Annotated in this window: 11 protein-coding genes, 1 pseudogene and 2 riboswitches; of the genes and pseudogenes, 9 read left to right on the top strand and 3 right to left on the bottom strand. The window is 70.4% G+C overall.

Annotated elements, in window-relative coordinates; translation table 11 throughout:
* Positions 1-26: 26 nt before the first annotated feature.
* From FS845_RS03195 to FS845_RS03160, 9 genes and pseudogenes are all read left to right on the top strand, one after another.
* On the top strand, positions 27-518 hold the full coding sequence (locus tag FS845_RS03195; RefSeq protein WP_144630675.1) for a dihydrofolate reductase: 492 nt from the start codon (positions 27-29) through the stop codon (positions 516-518).
* A 227-nt stretch (positions 519-745) separates the two neighbouring features.
* On the top strand, positions 746-2,071 hold the full coding sequence (locus tag FS845_RS03190) for an aspartate aminotransferase family protein (protein ID WP_186332136.1): 1,326 nt from the start codon (positions 746-748) through the stop codon (positions 2,069-2,071).
* A gap of 19 nt (positions 2,072-2,090) precedes the next feature.
* Positions 2,091-3,638 carry a CoA-acylating methylmalonate-semialdehyde dehydrogenase gene (mmsA, locus tag FS845_RS03185; protein ID WP_144630674.1) on the top strand — a complete coding sequence of 516 codons (1,548 nt, stop codon included), beginning with the start codon at positions 2,091-2,093 and terminating at the stop codon, positions 3,636-3,638.
* The gene (locus FS845_RS03180; protein ID WP_144630673.1) at positions 3,632-5,200 is read left to right on the top strand and encodes an ABC transporter substrate-binding protein; all 1,569 of its coding nucleotides are present in this window, start codon (positions 3,632-3,634) and stop codon (positions 5,198-5,200) included. Before mmsA ends, FS845_RS03180 begins: the two co-directional genes overlap by 7 nt.
* A 21-nt stretch (positions 5,201-5,221) precedes the next feature.
* Positions 5,222-6,163 (top strand): ABC transporter permease, encoded by a 942-nt coding sequence (locus tag FS845_RS03175; protein WP_144630672.1) that lies wholly within the window; start codon positions 5,222-5,224, stop codon positions 6,161-6,163.
* Positions 6,164-6,165: 2 nt separating this feature from the next.
* Positions 6,166-7,032, top strand: a pseudogene (locus FS845_RS26755) (ABC transporter permease); the annotation flags it as partial.
* Positions 7,033-7,242: 210 nt separating this feature from the next.
* Positions 7,243-8,841, top strand: a complete 1,599-nt coding sequence (locus FS845_RS26750) for a dipeptide ABC transporter ATP-binding protein (RefSeq protein WP_409929258.1) — start codon at positions 7,243-7,245, stop codon at positions 8,839-8,841.
* Between the two features lie 87 nt (positions 8,842-8,928).
* Positions 8,929-10,404 carry a M81 family metallopeptidase gene (locus FS845_RS03165; protein WP_144630670.1) on the top strand — a complete coding sequence of 492 codons (1,476 nt, stop codon included), beginning with the start codon at positions 8,929-8,931 and terminating at the stop codon, positions 10,402-10,404.
* A 168-nt stretch (positions 10,405-10,572) separates the two neighbouring features.
* Positions 10,573-12,525, top strand: coding sequence for a DUF945 family protein (locus FS845_RS03160; RefSeq protein ID WP_186332135.1), 1,953 nt, complete (start codon positions 10,573-10,575; stop codon positions 12,523-12,525).
* 131 nt (positions 12,526-12,656) lie between these two features.
* On the opposite strand, the gene gcvP is transcribed toward FS845_RS03160, so the two are convergent.
* The 3 genes from gcvP to gcvT all read right to left on the bottom strand — a co-directional run bounded on the left by gcvP (position 12,657) and on the right by gcvT (position 17,245).
* Positions 12,657-15,533, bottom strand: a complete 2,877-nt coding sequence (gene gcvP / locus FS845_RS03155) for an aminomethyl-transferring glycine dehydrogenase (protein WP_144630668.1) — start codon at positions 15,531-15,533, stop codon at positions 12,657-12,659.
* A gap of 87 nt (positions 15,534-15,620) precedes the next feature.
* A complete protein-coding gene (gene gcvH, locus FS845_RS03150; RefSeq protein WP_144630667.1) occupies positions 15,621-15,995 on the bottom strand; it encodes a glycine cleavage system protein GcvH in 375 nt (124 codons plus the stop codon).
* Between the two features lie 77 nt (positions 15,996-16,072).
* Positions 16,073-17,245 (bottom strand): glycine cleavage system aminomethyltransferase GcvT, encoded by a 1,173-nt coding sequence (gene gcvT / locus FS845_RS03145; protein ID WP_144630666.1) that lies wholly within the window; start codon positions 17,243-17,245, stop codon positions 16,073-16,075.
* Between the two features lie 84 nt (positions 17,246-17,329).
* Positions 17,330-17,454: riboswitch (glycine riboswitch) on the bottom strand.
* 26 nt (positions 17,455-17,480) lie between these two features.
* Positions 17,481-17,569: riboswitch (glycine riboswitch) on the bottom strand.
* Between the last annotated feature and the right edge of the window lie 43 nt (positions 17,570-17,612).

Below are 17,612 nucleotides of genomic sequence, written 5' to 3'. Positions count from 1 at the left end.
CATTCCCTGTACGCGCCCCGCTGCCCATGCCGTCCCGTCTTTCCCTCATCGTGGCCTACGCCGACAACCGTGTGATCGGCCGCGACAACGCCCTGCCCTGGAAGCTGCCGGGCGACCTGGCGCACTTCAAGCGCAGCACGCTGGGCCATCCCATCGTCATGGGCCGCAATACCTGGGAATCCCTGGGGCGTCCCCTGCCGGGCCGCACCAACGTCGTCATCACGCGCAATCCAAACTATGCGGCGCAGGGCGCGGTGGTCGTGCCCACGCTGGATGCCGCGCTGGCGGCCTGCCCCGCGGGCGATGAGATCTTCGTGATCGGCGGCGCGCAGATCTACGCGCTGGCGCTGCCGCGCGCCGACCGCATCATCGCCACCGAAGTGCATGCGCGGGTCGAGGGCGATGCCTGGTTTCCAGAACCGCCGGCGGGCCAGTGGCGCGAGGCCGAGCGCCTGCCGCAGCCGGCCGAGAACGGCTACGCGTACGACTTCGTGACGTACGAGCGCGCGCCGGCCTAGACGCGTTCCGGCCGCACGGGCCGCCCCCTTGCCCCGCGCGGCTCGATGCGCGGCGGCCGGCCAGGCCCTCGCCCGGTACGGCCGCCGGCAATGAGGGCCTGCGCGCGGCGGAATCGATTTATAGTCGCAGACGGACCGGACCCGATACGCATCGAGCAACGCCAGCCAGGCGCAGCGCGCACGGCGGCGCCGGCCTGCCGTTCCTTCCCCTTTCAACGGAGTCCGCCATGAACGCCCCCGCCGGCCTGCCCGACCTGTCCCATCTGTGGATGCCCTTCACCGCCAACAAACAGTTCAAGGCCAAGCCCCGGCTGCTGGCCTCGGCCGAAGGCATGTACTACACGTCGGCGGACGGCCGCCGCATCCTGGACGGCACGGCGGGCCTGTGGTGCGTCAACGCCGGGCATGCCCGCGCCGAGATCGTGCAGGCCATCGCGCGCCAGGCGGCGTCGCTGGACTACGCGCCCGGCTTCCAGCTGGCGCACCCGCAGTCCTTCGAGGCGGCCAGCGCCGTCGCCGGCCTGATGCCCGAGGGACTGGACCGCATCTTCTTCACCAACTCGGGCTCCGAATCCGTCGACACGGCGCTGAAGATCGCGCTGGCCTATCACCGCGCGCGCGGCCAGGGCCAGCGCACCCGGCTGATCGGCCGCGAACGCGGCTATCACGGCGTGGGGTTCGGCGGCATCTCGGTGGGCGGCATCTCGCCCAACCGCAAGACCTTCTCGGGCGCGCTGCTGCCCGCGGTGGACCACCTGCCGCATACGCACAACCTGCAGCAGAACGCCTGGTCCAAGGGCCAGCCGGCCTGGGGTGCGCACCTGGCCGAGGACCTGGAGCGCCTGATCGCGCTGCATGACGCCTCGACCATCGCTGCCGTCATCGTCGAGCCGATGGCGGGCTCCACCGGCGTGCTGGTGCCGCCCAAGGGCTATCTGGAAAAGCTGCGCGAGATCACCGCGAAGCACGGCATCCTGCTGATCTTCGACGAGGTCATCACCGCCTATGGCCGCCTGGGCGCGGCCACGGCCAGCGAATTCTTCGGCGTCACGCCCGACCTGATCGCCATGGCCAAGGGCGTCAGCAACGCCGCGGTGCCGGCCGGCGCGGTCGCGGTGCGCCGCGACGTGCACGACGCCATCGTCAACGGCGTCGAAGGCGGCATCGAATTCTTCCACGGCTACACCTATTCGGCGCATCCGCTGGCCACCGCGGCCATCCTGGCCACGCTGGACATCTACCGCCGCGACGGCCTGTTCGAACGCGCGCGCGCACTGTCGCCCGCCTTCGAGGCGGCCGCGCACGCGCTGAAGGGCGCGCCGCACGTGATCGACGTGCGCAACCTGGGCATGGTGGCCGGCATCGAGCTCGCGCCGCGCGACGGCGCCCCGGGCGCACGCGCGGCCGAGGCCTTCCAGATGTGCTTCGACCAGGGCCTGCTGGTGCGCTACACCGGCGACATCCTGGCGATCTCGCCTCCGCTGATCATCGACGAAACGCAGATCGGCGAGATCTTCGACCGCATCGCCAAGGTGCTGAAGGACATCGCCTGACGACGCACGGCGCAGCCGCATGAAGCAACTGGACCACTACATCAACGGCCTGGCCTGCGAAGGCCGCAGCGGCCGCTACGCGGAGGGTTTCGATCCCGCCCTGGGCACGGTCACGCACTCGGTGCCGCTGGCCTCGCCCGCCGAGGTCGACGCGGCGGTGGCCGCGGCGCGCATGGCGTTTCCCGCGTGGGCGGGCACGCCCGCGCAAGCGCGCGCGCGCGTGCTGGACGAGTTCAGGGCGCTGTTGCGGCGGCACCAGGACGAACTGGCCGAGACCATCGTGCGCGAGCAAGGCAAGGCGCACGCCGAGGCACTGGACGAAGTCGCGCGCGGCATCGAGGCGGTGGAGCACGCCTGCGGCACCGCGCTGCGCCTGGACGGCGGGCGCATTGCCCGAGGCGACGATGGCGTCGAGAGCTGGCGCGCGCGTTCGCCGCTGGGCGTGGTGCTGGGCATCACGCCGTCCAGCCTGCCGCTGCTGGCCCCTTGCGCGATGTTCGCCCTGGCGCTGGCCTGCGGCAACACCGTCGTGCTCAAGCCCTCGCAGCGCACGCCCTCGGCTCCGTTGCGGCTGGCTAGGCTGCTGCGGCAGGCCGGCCTGCCGGACGGCGCCTTCAACGTGCTGTATGGCGACAAGCAGGCCGCGGATGCATTGATCGCCCACCGCGGCATCGCGGCGGTGGCCTTCCGGGGCACGGCGCCGGCGGCGCAGGACGTCCTCGCGGAAGGCACGCGGCACGGCAAGCGCGTGCAGGCGCTGGGCAGCGCGAAGCATCATCTCGTGGTCCTGCCCGATGCCGACCTGGACCTGGCGGCCGATGCCCTGATGGACGCGGCCTTCGGGGCCGCCAGCCTGCGCGGCTTGGCCACCGCGGCGGCCGTGGCGGTGGGCGATGCCGGCGATGCGCTGGCGCAACGCCTGGCGCCGCGCGTGCGTGCGCTGGCCGCCGCGCCAGCCGCCGATCTGCCCGCCAACGACGGCGCGCGGCTGGGGCCGCTGGCGACGGCGCAGCATCGCCTGAAAGTGGTCCGCTACATCGAAGACGGCGAGGCCTCGGGCGCCACCTTGCTGGTGGACGGGCGCGGCCTGTCCGTGCCTGGCCGCGAACGCGGGTTCTTCCTGGGAGGCACGCTGTTCGACCACGTGACGCCGCGCATGAACATCTACCGCGAAGAGATCTACGGACCGGTGCTGAGCATCCTGCGCGTGCCCGACCTGGCGGCGGCCATCGCGCTGGTCAACGGCCACGCGTCGGCCGGCGCCGCGTCGTGCTTCACCGCCGACGCGCAGGCGGCGCACGTCTTCGGCCAGGCGGTGCGGGCGGGCACCGTGGGCATCAACCTGGCCGTGCCGGCGGCGCAGACCTGGCAGGCGTTCGGCGGATGGCGGGGCGCGACGCTGGGCGGCGCCCGCTCGCACGGCGACGACGGCATGCGGTTTCTCACGCAGGACAAGAACATCATGCAGCGCTGGCCGGGCGACGCTGCACCGGACAACGAATCGCGGGGCGATGCTTCGCCGCACGGCGCCTCGGCCGCCCACGACACAGGGAACGCACCATGCTGAAACACCTGCGTACGCTCGCGCTGGCAGGCGCCGCGCTGCTGGCCGCCACGGGGGCCGCGCACGCCGAGTCGGTCATCAAGGCCGTGATGAACTCGCCGCTGCGCCTGACCGATCCGCACGCCACCACGGCCTACATCACGACGTGGCACGGCTACATGATCTACGACACGCTGCTGGCCACGGACGCGGACAACCGGATCCAGCCGCAGATGCTGCAGAAATGGGAGGTCTCGGAAGACCGCAAGACCTACACCATGACGCTGCGCCCCGGCCTGAAGTGGCACGACGGCACGCCCGTCACGGCCGAGGACTGCGTCGCGTCCATCAAGCGCTGGGCGTCCGGCGACGGCATGGGCCGCACGCTGCTGAAGTTCACGGACCGCATCGAGGCGGTGGACGACAGGACGTTGCGCATCGTCATGAAGGAACCCACCGACCTGGCGTTGCGCGCCCTGTCCAAGCCCACCGGCACGGCCGCCTTCATGATGCCAAAACGCATCGCGGAAACCCCGCTGGGCAAGCCCATCACCGACATGACGGGCTCGGGTCCCTTCAAGGTGGCCGAGTTCAATCCCGGCGTGCGCACCGTGTACGTGAAGAATGCCGACTACGTGCCGCGCCAGGAACCGCCCAGCGGCATGGCCGGCGGCAAGGTGGTCAGGGTGGACAAGGTCGAGTGGGACGTGATGCCCGATGCGCTGACGGCGGCCAACGCGCTGCTGGGCGGCGAGATCGATTTCGTCGAGCAGTTCCCGTACGACCTGCTGCCCATGGTCGAGGGCAATCCGGACCTGAAGGAAGAGACGGTCAGCCCGGTCAGCTATTACGTGATGTACCGCTTCAACTTCAAGCAGCCGCCGTTCGACGACAAGAGAATTCGCCAGGCCGCCATGTACGCCATCGGCCAGGACGACGTGATGAAGGCGCTGGTGGGCAATTCCAAGTATTGGCGCACCTGCGCGTCGCTGTGGGGCTGCGGCATGCCCTATGAAAGCGATGCCGGCGGCGACGTGGTGGTGCGCGCGAATCCCGAGAAGGCCCGCGCCCTGCTGAAGGAAGCCGGCTACGACAACACGCCGGTGCTGATGATGCAGGCCACCGACCTGGGCACGCTCAGCCCGCAGCCGGTGGTGATGGCCCAGCAGCTGCGCGCGGCGGGCTTCAACGTCACCCTGGCCGCGATGGACTGGCAGACCGTGGCCACGCGCCGGGCCTCCAAAGCCCCCGCGGCGCAGGGCGGCTGGAGCATCCACAACACCAATTGGTACGCCACCGACATCATGGACCCGGTGCGCTCGGCGCCGGCCGCGGCCAATGGCGACAACGCGTGGTTCGGCTGGCCCGACCTGCCGCGGGTCGAGGAGCTGCGTACCCGCTTCGCGCTGAGCGTCGATCCGGCCGAGCAGAAGCGCATCGCCGACGAGCTGCAGCGCATCGGCATCGACGAGGGCCTGTACGTGCCGCTGGGACAGATGGCCGTTCCCACGGTGTATTCGACCAAGCTCAGTGGCCTGGTGCGCGCGCCGGCCTTCGTCTTCTGGAACGTCGGCAAGGCGCCCTGACGCGCCCTGCCCCGCCCCGCCATGCCGCTGTTCATCCTGCGCCGGCTGCTGGCCACCCTGCCCGTGCTGGCGCTGGTGGCCGTGGTGGTGTTCGCCATCCTGCGCCTGGCGCCCGGCGATCCCGCGGTGGTCATGGCGGGCGACGCCGCCACGCCCGAACGCGTGGCGCAGATCCGCCAGGCGATGGGGCTGGACCGGCCGCTGGTCGAACAATTCTTCCTGTGGGGCGGCAACCTGCTGCAAGGCGACGTCGGCGCGTCGCTGATGTCGGGCGCGCCGGTCTCGCAGCTGATAGGCCGCAGGCTCGAGCCCACGCTGGGCCTGGCGGCGCTGACGCTGGTCTTCACGCTGGCCGTGGCGATTCCGCTGGGCGTGCTGGCCGCGTGGCGGCAAGGCCGGCTGCTGGACCGAGTCGTCATGGGCGTGTCGGTGCTGGGCTTCTCGGTGCCCGTGTTCGTCACCGGCTATGCGCTGATCTGGCTGTTCGCCATCAAGCTGGCCTGGCTGCCCATCCAGGGCTATGCGCCGCTGTCCGGCGGGCTGTGGCCCTGGCTGCAGCGCCTGATCCTGCCGGCGCTGGCGCTGTCCACGGTATATGTGGCGCTGATCGCGCGCATCACGCGCATCAGCCTCATCGAGGTCCTGGGCGAGGACTACATCCGCACCGCGCGCGCTAAGGGCCGCGGCGAGACCGGCGTGCTGCTGGGCCATGCGCTGCGCAACGCGGCCGTGCCCATCGCCACGGTGGTGGGCCTGGGCGTGGCGCTGCTGATCAGCGGCGTGGTGGTCACCGAATCGGTCTTCAACATTCCCGGGCTGGGGCGCCTGGTGGTCGAGGCCGTGCTGGCGCGCGACTATCCCGTCATCCAGGGGCTGACGCTGTTCTTCGCGGCGCTGTACGTGCTGGTCAACCTCGTGGTCGATTGCGCCTACGCGGCGTTCGATCCGCGCATCCGGTACTGACGATGGCCCCACCCGACGACTCCACCGCCGCCGTGCTGCCGCTGCACATGTCTCCCGAGGCCGGCGCATGGCAACGCGTGCGTCGCGAACTGTGCAGCGTGCCGGTGTTGCTGGCGCTGGCCGTGCTGGCGTCGATGGCGTCGATGGCGCTGTTCGCGCCGTGGCTGGGCACCGTCGATCCCACCGCCATCGCGCCGGGCTCGCGCCTGAAACCGCCGTTCGGCGATTTCCTGTTCGGCACCGACGCCTTCGGCCGCGACGTGTGGTCGCGTGTGGCCTACGGCGCGCGCGTGTCGCTGGCCGCCGGCCTGGGCGCGGCGCTGGGCAGCACGGCCGTCGGCCTGGTCTTCGGCGTGCTGGCCGGCTGGTTCCGCTGGCTGGACGGCCCCATCATGCGCCTGATGGACGCGCTGATGGCCATTCCCGGCATCCTGCTGGCCATCGCGCTGGTGTCGGTATCCGGCGCCAGCCTGGGCACGGTGCTGTTCGCGATCACCCTGCCCGAGATTCCGCGCGTCGTGCGCCTGGTGCGCGGCCAGATCCTGAGCGTGCGCGGCGAGCCCTACGTGGAAGCCGCGCTGGCGCTGGGCACGCCGCTGCCGCAGCTGGCGTGGCGGCATCTGCTGCCCGGCACGGTGGCGCCGCTGACGGTGCAGGCCACGTACGTGTTCGCCTCGGCCATGCTGACGGAGGCCATTCTGGGCTTCCTGGGCGCGGGCGTGCCGCCGGAGATCGCATCGTGGGGCAACATCATGTCCGAAGGGCGCGTGTTCTTCCGCCTTCTGCCGGGACTGATCCTGTTTCCCGGCCTGTTCCTGTCCCTGACGGTGCTCAGCATCAACGTCCTGGGCGATGCGCTGCGCGACGCCTTCGACCCGCGCGGCACGGCGGGGCACGGCATGCGCGGCCACGTGGGCGCACCGCGGCCGGCCCGCGGCGACGGCGCCGCCGACCCGCGCGCTCCGGTGCTGTCCTTGCGGGGGCTGACGGTGCAGGCGGCCGGCATCGACGGCATGGGCACGCGTGCTGCCTCCGGCGACGCGGCGCGCGGGGCGGGCAGTGGGTCGGCGGACAGCGGCATGGCCGCCCTTGGCAACATCGCCCCGCACGTCGTCCGCAGCTTGAGTCTGGACGTGCACGCGGGCGAGACCGTCTGCGTGGTCGGCGAATCCGGCTCGGGCAAGTCCGTCACCGCGCTGGCCGTGATGGGGCTGCTGACCAGGGGCGCACTGGCGGCGACCGGCGGCGCCATCCTCCTGGAAGGCGAAAACCTGCTGTCGGCCCGCCCGCGGCGCCTGCGCCAGTTGCGCGCCGCCCGCATGGCCATGGTGTTCCAGGAGCCCATGACCGCGCTGAATCCCGTGCACCGCGTCGGCCGCCAGGTCGACGAAGTGCTGCGCCTGCATCGCCGCATGCCGCGTGCGCAGCGGCGCGCACGCGTGCTGGAGATGTTCCGCGCGGTGCACCTGCCCGATCCCGAGCGCGTCTACGATGCCTATCCGCACGAGCTGTCGGGCGGCCAGCGCCAGCGCATCGTCATCGCGATGGCGCTGATCCTGGAACCCGCCCTGCTGATCGCCGACGAGCCCACCACCGCGCTGGACGTGACCACGCAGCGGCAGATCCTGGCGCTGATCCGCGAGCTGCAGCGCAGGCACGGCACGGCGGTGCTGTTCATCACGCACGACTTCGGCGTGGTGGCCGAGATCGCCGACCGCATCGTCGTGATGAACCGCGGCGGGCTGATCGAGACGGGCTCGCGCGACGACATCCTGGCGCGTCCGTCCCATCACTACACGCGCCGGCTGCTGTCCTCCGTACCCGGCCTGGCGCCCGCGCCGCGCGCCCCACTGCAGGAAGGCGATGCCCTGCTGCGGGTGCGCGGCCTGGGCCGCACCTACCGCACGCAGCGCCTGCTGTCGCCTGGCCGGCGCGGCGTGGTCGCGGCCGAGGGCGTCGACCTGACGCTGCGCCACGGCGAGATCCTCGGGCTGGTGGGCGAGTCCGGCTCGGGCAAGTCCACCGTGGCGCGCTGCATCGCCCGCCTCATCGAACCCACGCAGGGCAGCCTGCTGATGGACGGCGTCGACCTGGCCCGCCTGTCCGGCGCGGCGCTGCGGCCCATGCGCAAGCGCGTGCAGATCGTGTTCCAGGATCCGTACCGTTCGCTCAACCCGCGCCGCACGGTGGGCGACTCGCTGATCGAAGGCCTGCTGAATTTCGGCATGCCCCGCGGGCAGGCCCAGTCGCGCGCGGCGGACATGCTGGGCGTGGTGGGGATGGGCCCGGACGCCATGCGCCGCTATCCGCACCAGTTCTCCGGCGGCCAGCGGCAGCGCCTGTGCATCGCGCGCGCGCTGGTGATGGAACCGCAGGTGCTGGTGGCCGACGAGGCCGTGTCCGCGCTGGACGTCTCGGTGCAGGCGCAGGTTCTGGATCTGCTGGAAGCGGTCCGCCAGCGCACCGGCATCAGCGTATTGTTCATCACGCACGACCTGCGCGTGGCGGCGCAGGTGTGCGACACCATCGCGGTGATGCTGCATGGCCGCGTCGTCGAGACCGGTCCGGCCGGCACGGTGCTGGTGTCCCCCCGCCACGAATACACCCGCGCCCTGCTGGACGCCGCGCCAGGGCGCGATTGGGATTTCCGCAATTTCCGGCCGCTGCGCGCCGGCTGAGGACCTCTGCATCGTCCTCGGCCGGCGGCGCCGCGCCTCGCGGACGGGCCCCTGCCCGTCCGCACGTCATTCGACAGGGAGCATGCGATGCGTTGGCTGTTGGCAATGATCAAGCACGAGACGAACACGTTCTCGCCCGTGCCCACGCCGCTGGACCGGTTCTTCCGCGGCAATCCCGAGATTCTGTCCGGCGAGCGCGCCATCCGCGCCTACGAGGGCACCGACAGCGGGCTGGGCGGCTACATCGAGATCGCCCGCCGCGAAGGCGCCGAGATCGTGGTGCCGGTGGCGGCCGAATCCTGGCCCAGCGCGCCCACCGACCGCGGCACGTACGAACGCCTGTGCGGCCTGGTGCTGGACGAAGTGCGGCGCGGCGGCTTCGACGCCATTCTGCTGGACCTGCACGGCGCCATGGTGGCCGACGGCGTCGAGGACGCCGAAGGCACGCTGCTGGCCCGGCTGCGCGACATCGATCCGGACACGCCGGTGGGCGTGACGCTGGACATGCACGCCAACATGTACGACGAGATCGTGCGCCACGCCACGGTCATCACGGGCTTCCACACCTATCCGCACGTGGACATCCGCGAGGCCGCGGTGCGCGCGGCTGATGCCATTGCCCGCACGCTGCGGGGCGAGATCCGCCCGGTGATGGCCTGGGGCAACAAGCCCATGCTGCCGCACATCATGCGCCAGGGCACGCACGCCGATCCGAACCGGTCGCTGCAGGAACGCTGCAGGCAGTTGGAAGCCCAGGGCGTGATCGCCGCCTCGGTGTTCGTCGGCTTTCCCCATGCGGACATCCGCGAGGCCGGGCTGAGCGCCGTGGTCTGTACGGACGCCAACCTGGCCGAGGCCGAGCGCCATCGCGACGAACTGCTGGACACCGCGTGGCGGCACCGGGAAGACTGGGTGTTCCATTCCGAGCCGCTGGCCCCGGCCATCGCGCGCGCCAGGACGCTGGCCGAAGGCCCGGTGATCCTGCTGGACCACTACGACAACACAGGCTCGGGCGGCACCATGGACACCACGGCGGTGCTGGAGGAGATCCTGCGGCAGGAACTGGAGAACGTGGCGTTCTACGCCATCTGCGATCCCCAGGCCGCGCTGCTGGCGGCCGGCGCCGGCGTCAGCCGCTCGATCACCCTGGAGCTGGGCGGCAAGGTGCCCATGCCCGCGCTGCGGCAGCAGAGCCGTCCGCTGACCGTGTCCGGCCGCGTCAAGCTGGTGTTCGACGGCGTGTATCTCAATCGCGGCCCGATGTACCGGGGCGTGCGCAACGACACCGGCCTGACGGTGGTGCTGGATACCGGCCGCGTCGAGATCGTGATCGTGTCGCGCCACCAGGAGCCCTTCGACGTGAACTGCCTGCTGTCGGCCGGCATCGATCCGCTGCAGAAGCGCTACGTGGCATTGAAGAGCCGCGTGCACTGGCGCGCCGGCTTCGCCGACATGGCCACGGAAGTCATCGAATGCACCGGCATGGGCGTGACCACCTCGGACTACGGACAGGTGCAATACCGGCACGTGCGCCGCCCGATCTACCCCCTGGACCCCCTATAGGACGGGCCGCTTGCATTTTGACAATGCTGGTAACGGCGGGGCGATATTCGGCCAAGGGCCCGCCGGTATACTCGCCGCGGGCTCCAAGGCCGCAGGCGGCGCCGGGCGACTCGCCGTCCGCGCCGCCTCATCCGATAACAGAATGGGCGTAAAAAAATGAAGAAAGGTGTGGCGATCGTCGCCGGCGTGATCGTGGTGGGTGGAGTCGCCTGGCTGGGCGCCACCTGGTACACCGGCAAGCGGATCGAGGCCGAGGCGCCCGCCCGCTTGAAGGAAGTCAACGACCAGATGGCGCAGGCGCTGCCGGCCAGCTACAAGGTCGAACTGCGCCAGGTCAGCTACGAGCGGGGCTTCTTCTCCACCAAGGCACGCTACGGCCTGGTGATGTCGGGTCCCACGGCGGCGGGCGAGAAGCCGTTCGCCATCGAGCCGGGCATGCTCGAGTTCGACGCGCTCGTGCAGCATGGCCCCTTCCCCGGCGGCGCGCTGGCACAAGGCCACCTGATGCCCAACGCCGCCTTCGTCCATGCCGAGCTGGCCCAGACCGAACCCCTGAAGCAGCTGTACGCGCTGACCAACGGCAAGACGCCGCTGTGGAGCGACACGGTCGTCCACTACAACGGCGACAGCACCGGCACGGGCGGCCTGGCCGCCATGAAGGCGACCCAGGACGGCTTCACGGTCGAGTTCAGCGGCGCCGCCATGGAGGCCTCGTACAAGCGCGAGAACCAGGCGATCAAGGGCACCTTCAAGTCCGACTCGCTGGTGGCCTCGAACCCGAAGGACGAGCAGGTCGACAAGGTCACCATCAGCGGCGTGGCCATGGACCTGAACACCCACATGGGCAAGTTCGGCCTGTCCGTCGGCGACACCAACATGAAGGTCAAGCGGGTCGAACTGCAGGGCAAGGCCTATCCGATGAGCCTGGACGACCTCGGCTATACGCTGAAGATGGGCGAGGACGACAAGCTGCTGAACGGCGAGGTGACCTACAGCATCGGCAAGTTCAGCCTGGGGACCACCGACATGGGCGGCGGCCAGGCCGTGGTCAAGCTGACCAACCTGGAAGGCAAGGCCGCGCAGAAGCTGGCCAAGACCTACAGCGACCTGGTCAACGCGCTGATGGCCGAGTCCACCGGCGCCCAGGCCGCCCCCAACGCATCCGAAGACCTGATGAAGCGCGTGGCCGCCGACGTGCGCGACCTGCTGGCCGCCAGCCCGACGCTGTCGATCGACCCCATCCAGTGGAAGACCGACAAGGGCGAGGCCCGCGTCACGTACTCGCTGGTGCTGCAGCCGCTGAAGGACACCGACGCGCCGGTGCAGGACATGGTGCGCCAGGCGATCAAGTCGATGCAGGCGCATGCCGTGGTCAACAAGCCGATGGCGCAGGACCTGCTGGCCCGCACGCTCGTGGCCACCCAGGGCGCGACGCCCGAGGACGCCGCCAGCCGCGCCAACGACGAGATCCAGTCGTCGATCGGCATGGCGCAGATGATGAACATCGTGCGCGCCGACGGCGACAACATCGTGGCCGACTTCGTCTATGACGGCACCAAGGCCACGCTGAACGGCCAGGAGATCCCGCTGGACGCCCTGCTGGCCGACGCCGTCGGCGCCGCCGACGACATCCAGGAGCCCGAGATGCCCGACGGCCTGGACACGGACAAGCCGCCCGTCGCGGAAGGCGCGATGCTGCACACGCTGGACCCGGCCACGCTGGGTTCGCTGGTGGAAGCCGCCGGCTATGAATTCGAGACGCGCACCGGCGAATACGGCGAGCCGGAACTGGGCGTCGCCCCCGGTTCCAGCGGCGCGCGCGAGCTGGTCGTGCGCTTCAGCGAATGCGACCCCGACGAGGCCTGCGAGAACGTGATGCTGCAGGCGGTGTACGAGGCCGTCACGCCGCCCCCGTACAAGGCCATCAACAGCTGGAACGAAGGCAACCGCTGGGCACGCGTGTACGTCGACAGCGACAACCGGCCCACGCTGGAGATGGACATCAACGCCTACGGCGGCATCGGCCGCGACGGCGTGGAAGCCTTCGTGCAGACCTTCTTCGACACCGTGCCGCAGCTGGGCGAGGCCATGCGCACGGCCGCCAAGAGCAAGGGCAAGTAGAAGCCGAACGGCCTGTCCGCGTCGCGGGCGGGCCGGTCCCTTTCATCGGCGCGGCACGCGCCGTGCACCATGAAAAAAACGCCGTCTGCGAAGACGGCGTTCCTGTTTGCGGCCCTGCTATCGCCGGTCCGTCAGTTCGCGTACGCCTCGATGGGCAGGCACGAGCACATCAGGTTGCGATCGCCATAGGCGTTGTCCACGCGCGCCACCGGCGGCCAGTACTTGCCGTCGCGCAGCGACGCCAGCGGATAGGCGGCCTGCTGGCGCGGATAGTCGTGGTGCCATTCCTCCGCCAGCAGCATCTGCGCGGTGTGCGGCGCGTTCTTCAGCACGTTGTCCTCGCGGTCGCGTTCGCCGCGCTCGATCTGGGCGATCTCTCCGCGGATGGCGATCATCGCGTCGACGAAGCGGTCCAGCTCGGCGATGCCTTCGGACTCGGTGGGCTCGACCATCAGCGTGCCCGCCACCGGGAAGCTCATGGTGGGCGCGTGGAAGCCGTAGTCCATCAGGCGCTTGGCGATGTCCTCGGCCGACACGCCGCTGGTGTCCTTCAGCGGGCGCACGTCCAGGATGCACTCGTGCGCCACGCGGCCGTTGCGGCCCGCGTACAGCACCTCGTAGTGGCCGCGCAGCCGCGTGGCCACGTAGTTGGCGTTGAGGATGGCGACTTCGGTGGCGCGCTTCAGGCCGTCCGCGCCCATCAGGGCGATGTACACGTACGGAATCGGCAGGATGCCGGCCGAGCCGAAGGGCGCGGCCGACACCGGGCCGACGTGGGCGTCGGCCGCCAGGCGGCCCTGCTCGTTCAGCACGCCCGGCAGGTACGGCGCCAGGTGCGCGCGCACCGCGACCGGGCCGACGCCCGGGCCACCGCCGCCGTGCGGGATGCAGAAGGTCTTGTGCAGGTTCAGGTGCGACACGTCCGAGCCGAACTTGCCCGGCTTGGCCACGCCCACCATGGCGTTCATGTTGGCGCCGTCCAGGTAGACCTGGCCGCCGGCCGCGTGCACGATGTCGCAGATCTCGGTGACGGCCTCTTCGAACACGCCGTGCGTGGACGGATAGGTGATCATCAGCGCGGACAGCTTGTCGCCCACCTGGGCCACCTTGGCGCGCAGGTCGTCGATGTCGACGTTGCCGTTGGCATCGGACGCCACCACCACGACTTCCATGCCGGCCAGCTGGGCCGACGCGGGGTTGGTGCCATGCGCCGACGCGGGGATCAGGCACACGTTGCGCTGCGCCTGGCCATTCGCCTGGTGATAGCCACGGATGGCCAACAGGCCCGCGTACTCGCCCTGCGCGCCCGAATTGGGCTGCAGGCTGATGTTGTCGTAGCCGGTGATCTCGCACAGCGCGGCGGACAGGCGCACGATCAGGTCGTGATAGCCCTCGGCCTGCGCGGGCGGCGCGTAGGGGTGCAGCTGCGCGAACTCGGGCCACGTGATGGGGATCATCTCGGCCGTGGCGTTCAGCTTCATGGTGCACGAGCCCAGCGGGATCATCGTGCGGTCCAGCGCCAGGTCCTTGTCGGCCAGCTTGCGCAGGTAGCGCAGCATGTCGGTCTCGGACCGCACGCTGGAGAAGATGGGGTGCGACAGGATCGGACCCTGGCGGCGCAGTCCCTCGGGGATGCCGTCGGCGGCCTGGGCGTCGAGCGCTTCAATGTCCAACGCGACGTCGTCGTGCTCCAGGCCCGCGGCGAAGACGTTGACCAGCGCCTGCAGGTCGGCGGCGCTGACGGTCTCGTCCAGCGACACGGCCAGGCGCGCGCCGTCGACGCGGCGCAGGTTGATGTGCTCGCACGTGGCGGCCGTGACGATGGCCGGCGTGGCGGGGCCGGTTTCCAGCAGCAGCGTGTCAAAGAAGGTGTCGTTGGACACCTTGATGCCCAGCTTGACCAGTTCGCCGCGCAGGATGGCGGTGTAGCGCTGCACGCGGTTGGCGATGCGGGCGATGCCGGCCGGGCCGTGCCACACGGCGTACATGCCGGCCATCACGGCCAGAAGCACCTGCGCGGTGCAGATGTTGGAGGTGGCCTTCTCGCGGCGGATGTGCTGTTCGCGCGTCTGCAGCGCCAGGCGCAGCGCGGGATTGCCCTGCGCGTCCTTCGACACGCCGACCAGGCGGCCGGCCATGTTGCGCTTGAAGGCGTCCTTGCAGGCCATGAAGCCGGCATGCGGGCCGCCGAAGCCGAACGGCACGCCGAAGCGCTGCGCCGAACCCACGGCGATGTCCGCGCCCCATTGGCCGGGCGCGGCCAGCAGCGCCAGCGCCAGCAGGTCGGTGGCGCATGCCACCACGCCGCCCCGGGCGTGCACCTGTTCGGCCAGCGCGCGGTAGTCCGCCACCGAGCCCAGGCTGTTCGGGTACTGCAGCAGCACGCCGTAGCACTCGGGCAGGCCTTGCGACTCGTCGCCCACCGCCACCTCGATGTCCAGGCCGATGGCGCGCGTGCGCACCACCTCGATGGTCTGCGGATGGCAGTGCTGCGAGACGAAGAACACGTTGCTCCTGGACTTCGCGCCGCGGCGCGCCAGTGTCATGGCTTCGGCGGCGGCGGTGCCCTCGTCCAGCAGCGAGGCGTTGGAGATGTCCAGCCCGGTCAGGTCGGCGACCATGGTCTGATAGTTCAGCAGGGCCTCGAGGCGGCCCTGCGAGATCTCTGGCTGGTACGGCGTGTAGGCCGTGTACCAGGCGGGGTTCTCGAGGATGTTGCGCAGCACGACGTTGGGCGTGTGCGTGCCGTAGTAGCCCTGGCCGATGTAGTTGCGGTAGACCTTGTTGCGGCCGGCGATCTGCTTGAGCTCGGCCAGCACGTCGGTCTCGTCGCGCGAGGCCGGCAGGTCCAGCGGCTGCTTGCTGAGGATGCGCGGCGGCACCACCTCGGCGATCAGGTCGTCCAGGCTGTTGCTGCCGACCACGGCAAGCATCTTGGCCTGGTCGTCATCGGACGGGCCGATGTGGCGGGGAATGAAATCGGTATGGGTATCCAGGGCGCGCGACATGAAGCAATCTCGAGGAACGTGGCGCGCCGCGGCCGCGGCGCGCCGGATGGGCCGCGCGGCGCCTGGGGCGCCCGCGCGGCCGCGGGGTCAGCCGTTGGCGGCTTCGTAGCCGGCGGCGTCCAGCAGGCCGTCGACGTCGGCGGCGTTGGCGGGCTTGATCTTGAAGATCCAGGTGTCGAACGCGGCTTCGTTGATCAGCGCCGGGTTGGCGTCCAGCGCTTCGTTGAAGGCGACGATCTCGCCGTTGACCGGCGCGTAGATGTCGGAGGCGGCCTTGACCGACTCGACCACGCCGGCGGTTTCGCCGGCCTTGAGCGTGGCGCCGACGTTCACGTCGCCCACGAAGACCAGGTCGCCCAGCTGGTCCTGGGCGTTGTCGGTGATGCCGACGGCGAACACGTCGCCTTCGGCTTTGACCCATTCGTGGGACGCGGTGTACTTGCGATCGGTAGGCAGACTCATGAGGACTCCTGGCAGGGTGCTGCGATATACGGAAAGGGATTGCGCGCCTTCCGGCCGCGGGGCCGGAAGCTACGAGTTTACGAGTGTTCGACGGCGCGGCCGTTACGCACGAAAGGCAGCTTGCAGACCTGCGCCGGCACCCACTTGCCGCGGATTTCGACCTCGGCGCCGTCGCCCGGCTGCACGCCGGCCGGCAGGCGGGCAAAGCCCACGGACACGCCCAGCGTGGGCGACATGGTGCCGCTGGTGACCTCGCCCACGCCCTGCGCGGTACGCACGGCCATGTGGGCGCGCATCACGCCGCGCTCCTGCAGCTTCAGGCCCAGAAAGGCGGCGGGGGTGGCGAACTGCTCGATGGCGTCGCGGCCGATGAAGCGGCGGCCGGCGTCCTTCAGGGACACCGTCCAGGTCAGGCCGGCCTGGTTGGGGTGAACCAGTTCGTCCATGTCCTGGCCGTACAGGTTCATGCCGGCTTCCAGGCGCAGCGTGTCGCGAGCCCCCAGGCCGCAGGGCTGTACGCCCTGCGCGATCAGGTCGCGCCACAGCGCGGCCACTTCCGTGGCCGGCAGCACGATCTCGAAGCCGTCCTCGCCGGTGTAGCCGGTGCGGGCCACCAGCGTGTCGCCCAGCAAGGCCGCGGAGAACGGGCCCAGCGGCTCGGAGACGGCCTGCCAGGCCGGACGGGCAGCCCACACCTTGGCGCGGGCCTCGGGGCCCTGCACGGCTACCATGGCCAGGTCGCGCCGCGCGGCAATGGCGACGTCGAAGCTGCCCGCCGCGGCCACGCGGCGCATCCAGGCCAGGTCCTTGTCGGCGGTGCCGGCGTTGACCACCACGCGCCATTTGTCGGCAGGGGAAGACCCCCACGCAGCGCCTTCCGCTTGCTGCCCCCAAAGGGGGCTTTTTTCGGCTTGGGACGGCCCGGCGCCGAAAAAGTAGACGATGAGGTCGTCGATGACCCCGCCCTGCGGATTCAGCATGCAACTGTACAGGGCCTTGCCCGGCACGGTCAGCTTGGCCACGTCGTTGGCGATCAGGCGCTGCAGGAACGCGCGGGCATCGGGGCCGGTGACGTCCACGTTCAGCATGTGCGACACGTCGAACATGCCCGCGGCACGGCGCACGGCATGGTGTTCCTCGAGCTGCGACCCGTAGGACAGCGGCATTTCCCAGCCGCCGAAATCGACCATGCGGGCGTTGGCGGCCAGGTGTTCGTCGAACAGCGGTGTGCGTTGCAGGGGTGCGGACATGCGGAAAGGCTCCAGCGGCAGCAGCGCCGCGAGGGTTGCGCGATGCCGATGCGGAAGCGGAAAGCCCCGGCGATCGGCCGACTCTTCCGCCCCTCTGTCCTTTTGCCTGAGAGTTGCCCCGCGCAATGGCGGGTTTGCACCTTCGGCGCCTGGGTCGGCCTGCCGCGCGCTTGGGCGGGCAGGCACCAGGTCTCTCCAGAGTGCTGTTTCATCCGGCGCGCAGCGCGCGGCGGACGATGCGGTCGCGGTATGGGTTACCTGAGCGATTCCGGGCGAATTGCGCCTTCGGCGGCCGAATGAACGGCTCTCTCCCGCGACCAGCGTGACAGCGCGGCAAGCATACTCCGAAAGCCCGGTACCGCAAAGT

The sequence above is a fragment of the Bordetella genomosp. 13 genome (assembly GCF_007679965.1).
In the GTDB taxonomy this organism is placed as follows: Bacteria; Pseudomonadota; Gammaproteobacteria; order Burkholderiales; family Burkholderiaceae_B; genus Bordetella.
The sequence above is the reverse complement of the archived record's forward strand: the minus strand, read 5'-3'. Positions and strand labels throughout refer to the sequence as shown.

Bases quoted from the DNA above. Each gene is read 5' to 3' on its own strand.
- FS845_RS03195 (WP_144630675.1), top strand. From the start codon at position 27: ATGCCGTCCCGTCTTTCCCTCATCGTGGCCTACGCCGACAACCGTGTG.
- FS845_RS03190 (WP_186332136.1), top strand. From the start codon at position 746: ATGAACGCCCCCGCCGGCCTGCCCGACCTGTCCCATCTGTGGATGCCC.
- mmsA (WP_144630674.1), top strand. From the start codon at position 2,091: ATGAAGCAACTGGACCACTACATCAACGGCCTGGCCTGCGAAGGCCGC.
- FS845_RS03180 (WP_144630673.1), top strand. From the start codon at position 3,632: ATGCTGAAACACCTGCGTACGCTCGCGCTGGCAGGCGCCGCGCTGCTG.
- FS845_RS03175 (WP_144630672.1), top strand. From the start codon at position 5,222: ATGCCGCTGTTCATCCTGCGCCGGCTGCTGGCCACCCTGCCCGTGCTG.
- FS845_RS26750 (WP_409929258.1), top strand. From the start codon at position 7,243: ATGGCCGCCCTTGGCAACATCGCCCCGCACGTCGTCCGCAGCTTGAGT.
- FS845_RS03165 (WP_144630670.1), top strand. From the start codon at position 8,929: ATGCGTTGGCTGTTGGCAATGATCAAGCACGAGACGAACACGTTCTCG.
- gcvP (WP_144630668.1), bottom strand. From the start codon at position 15,533: ATGTCGCGCGCCCTGGATACCCATACCGATTTCATTCCCCGCCACATC.
- gcvH (WP_144630667.1), bottom strand. From the start codon at position 15,995: ATGAGTCTGCCTACCGATCGCAAGTACACCGCGTCCCACGAATGGGTC.
- gcvT (WP_144630666.1), bottom strand. From the start codon at position 17,245: ATGTCCGCACCCCTGCAACGCACACCGCTGTTCGACGAACACCTGGCC.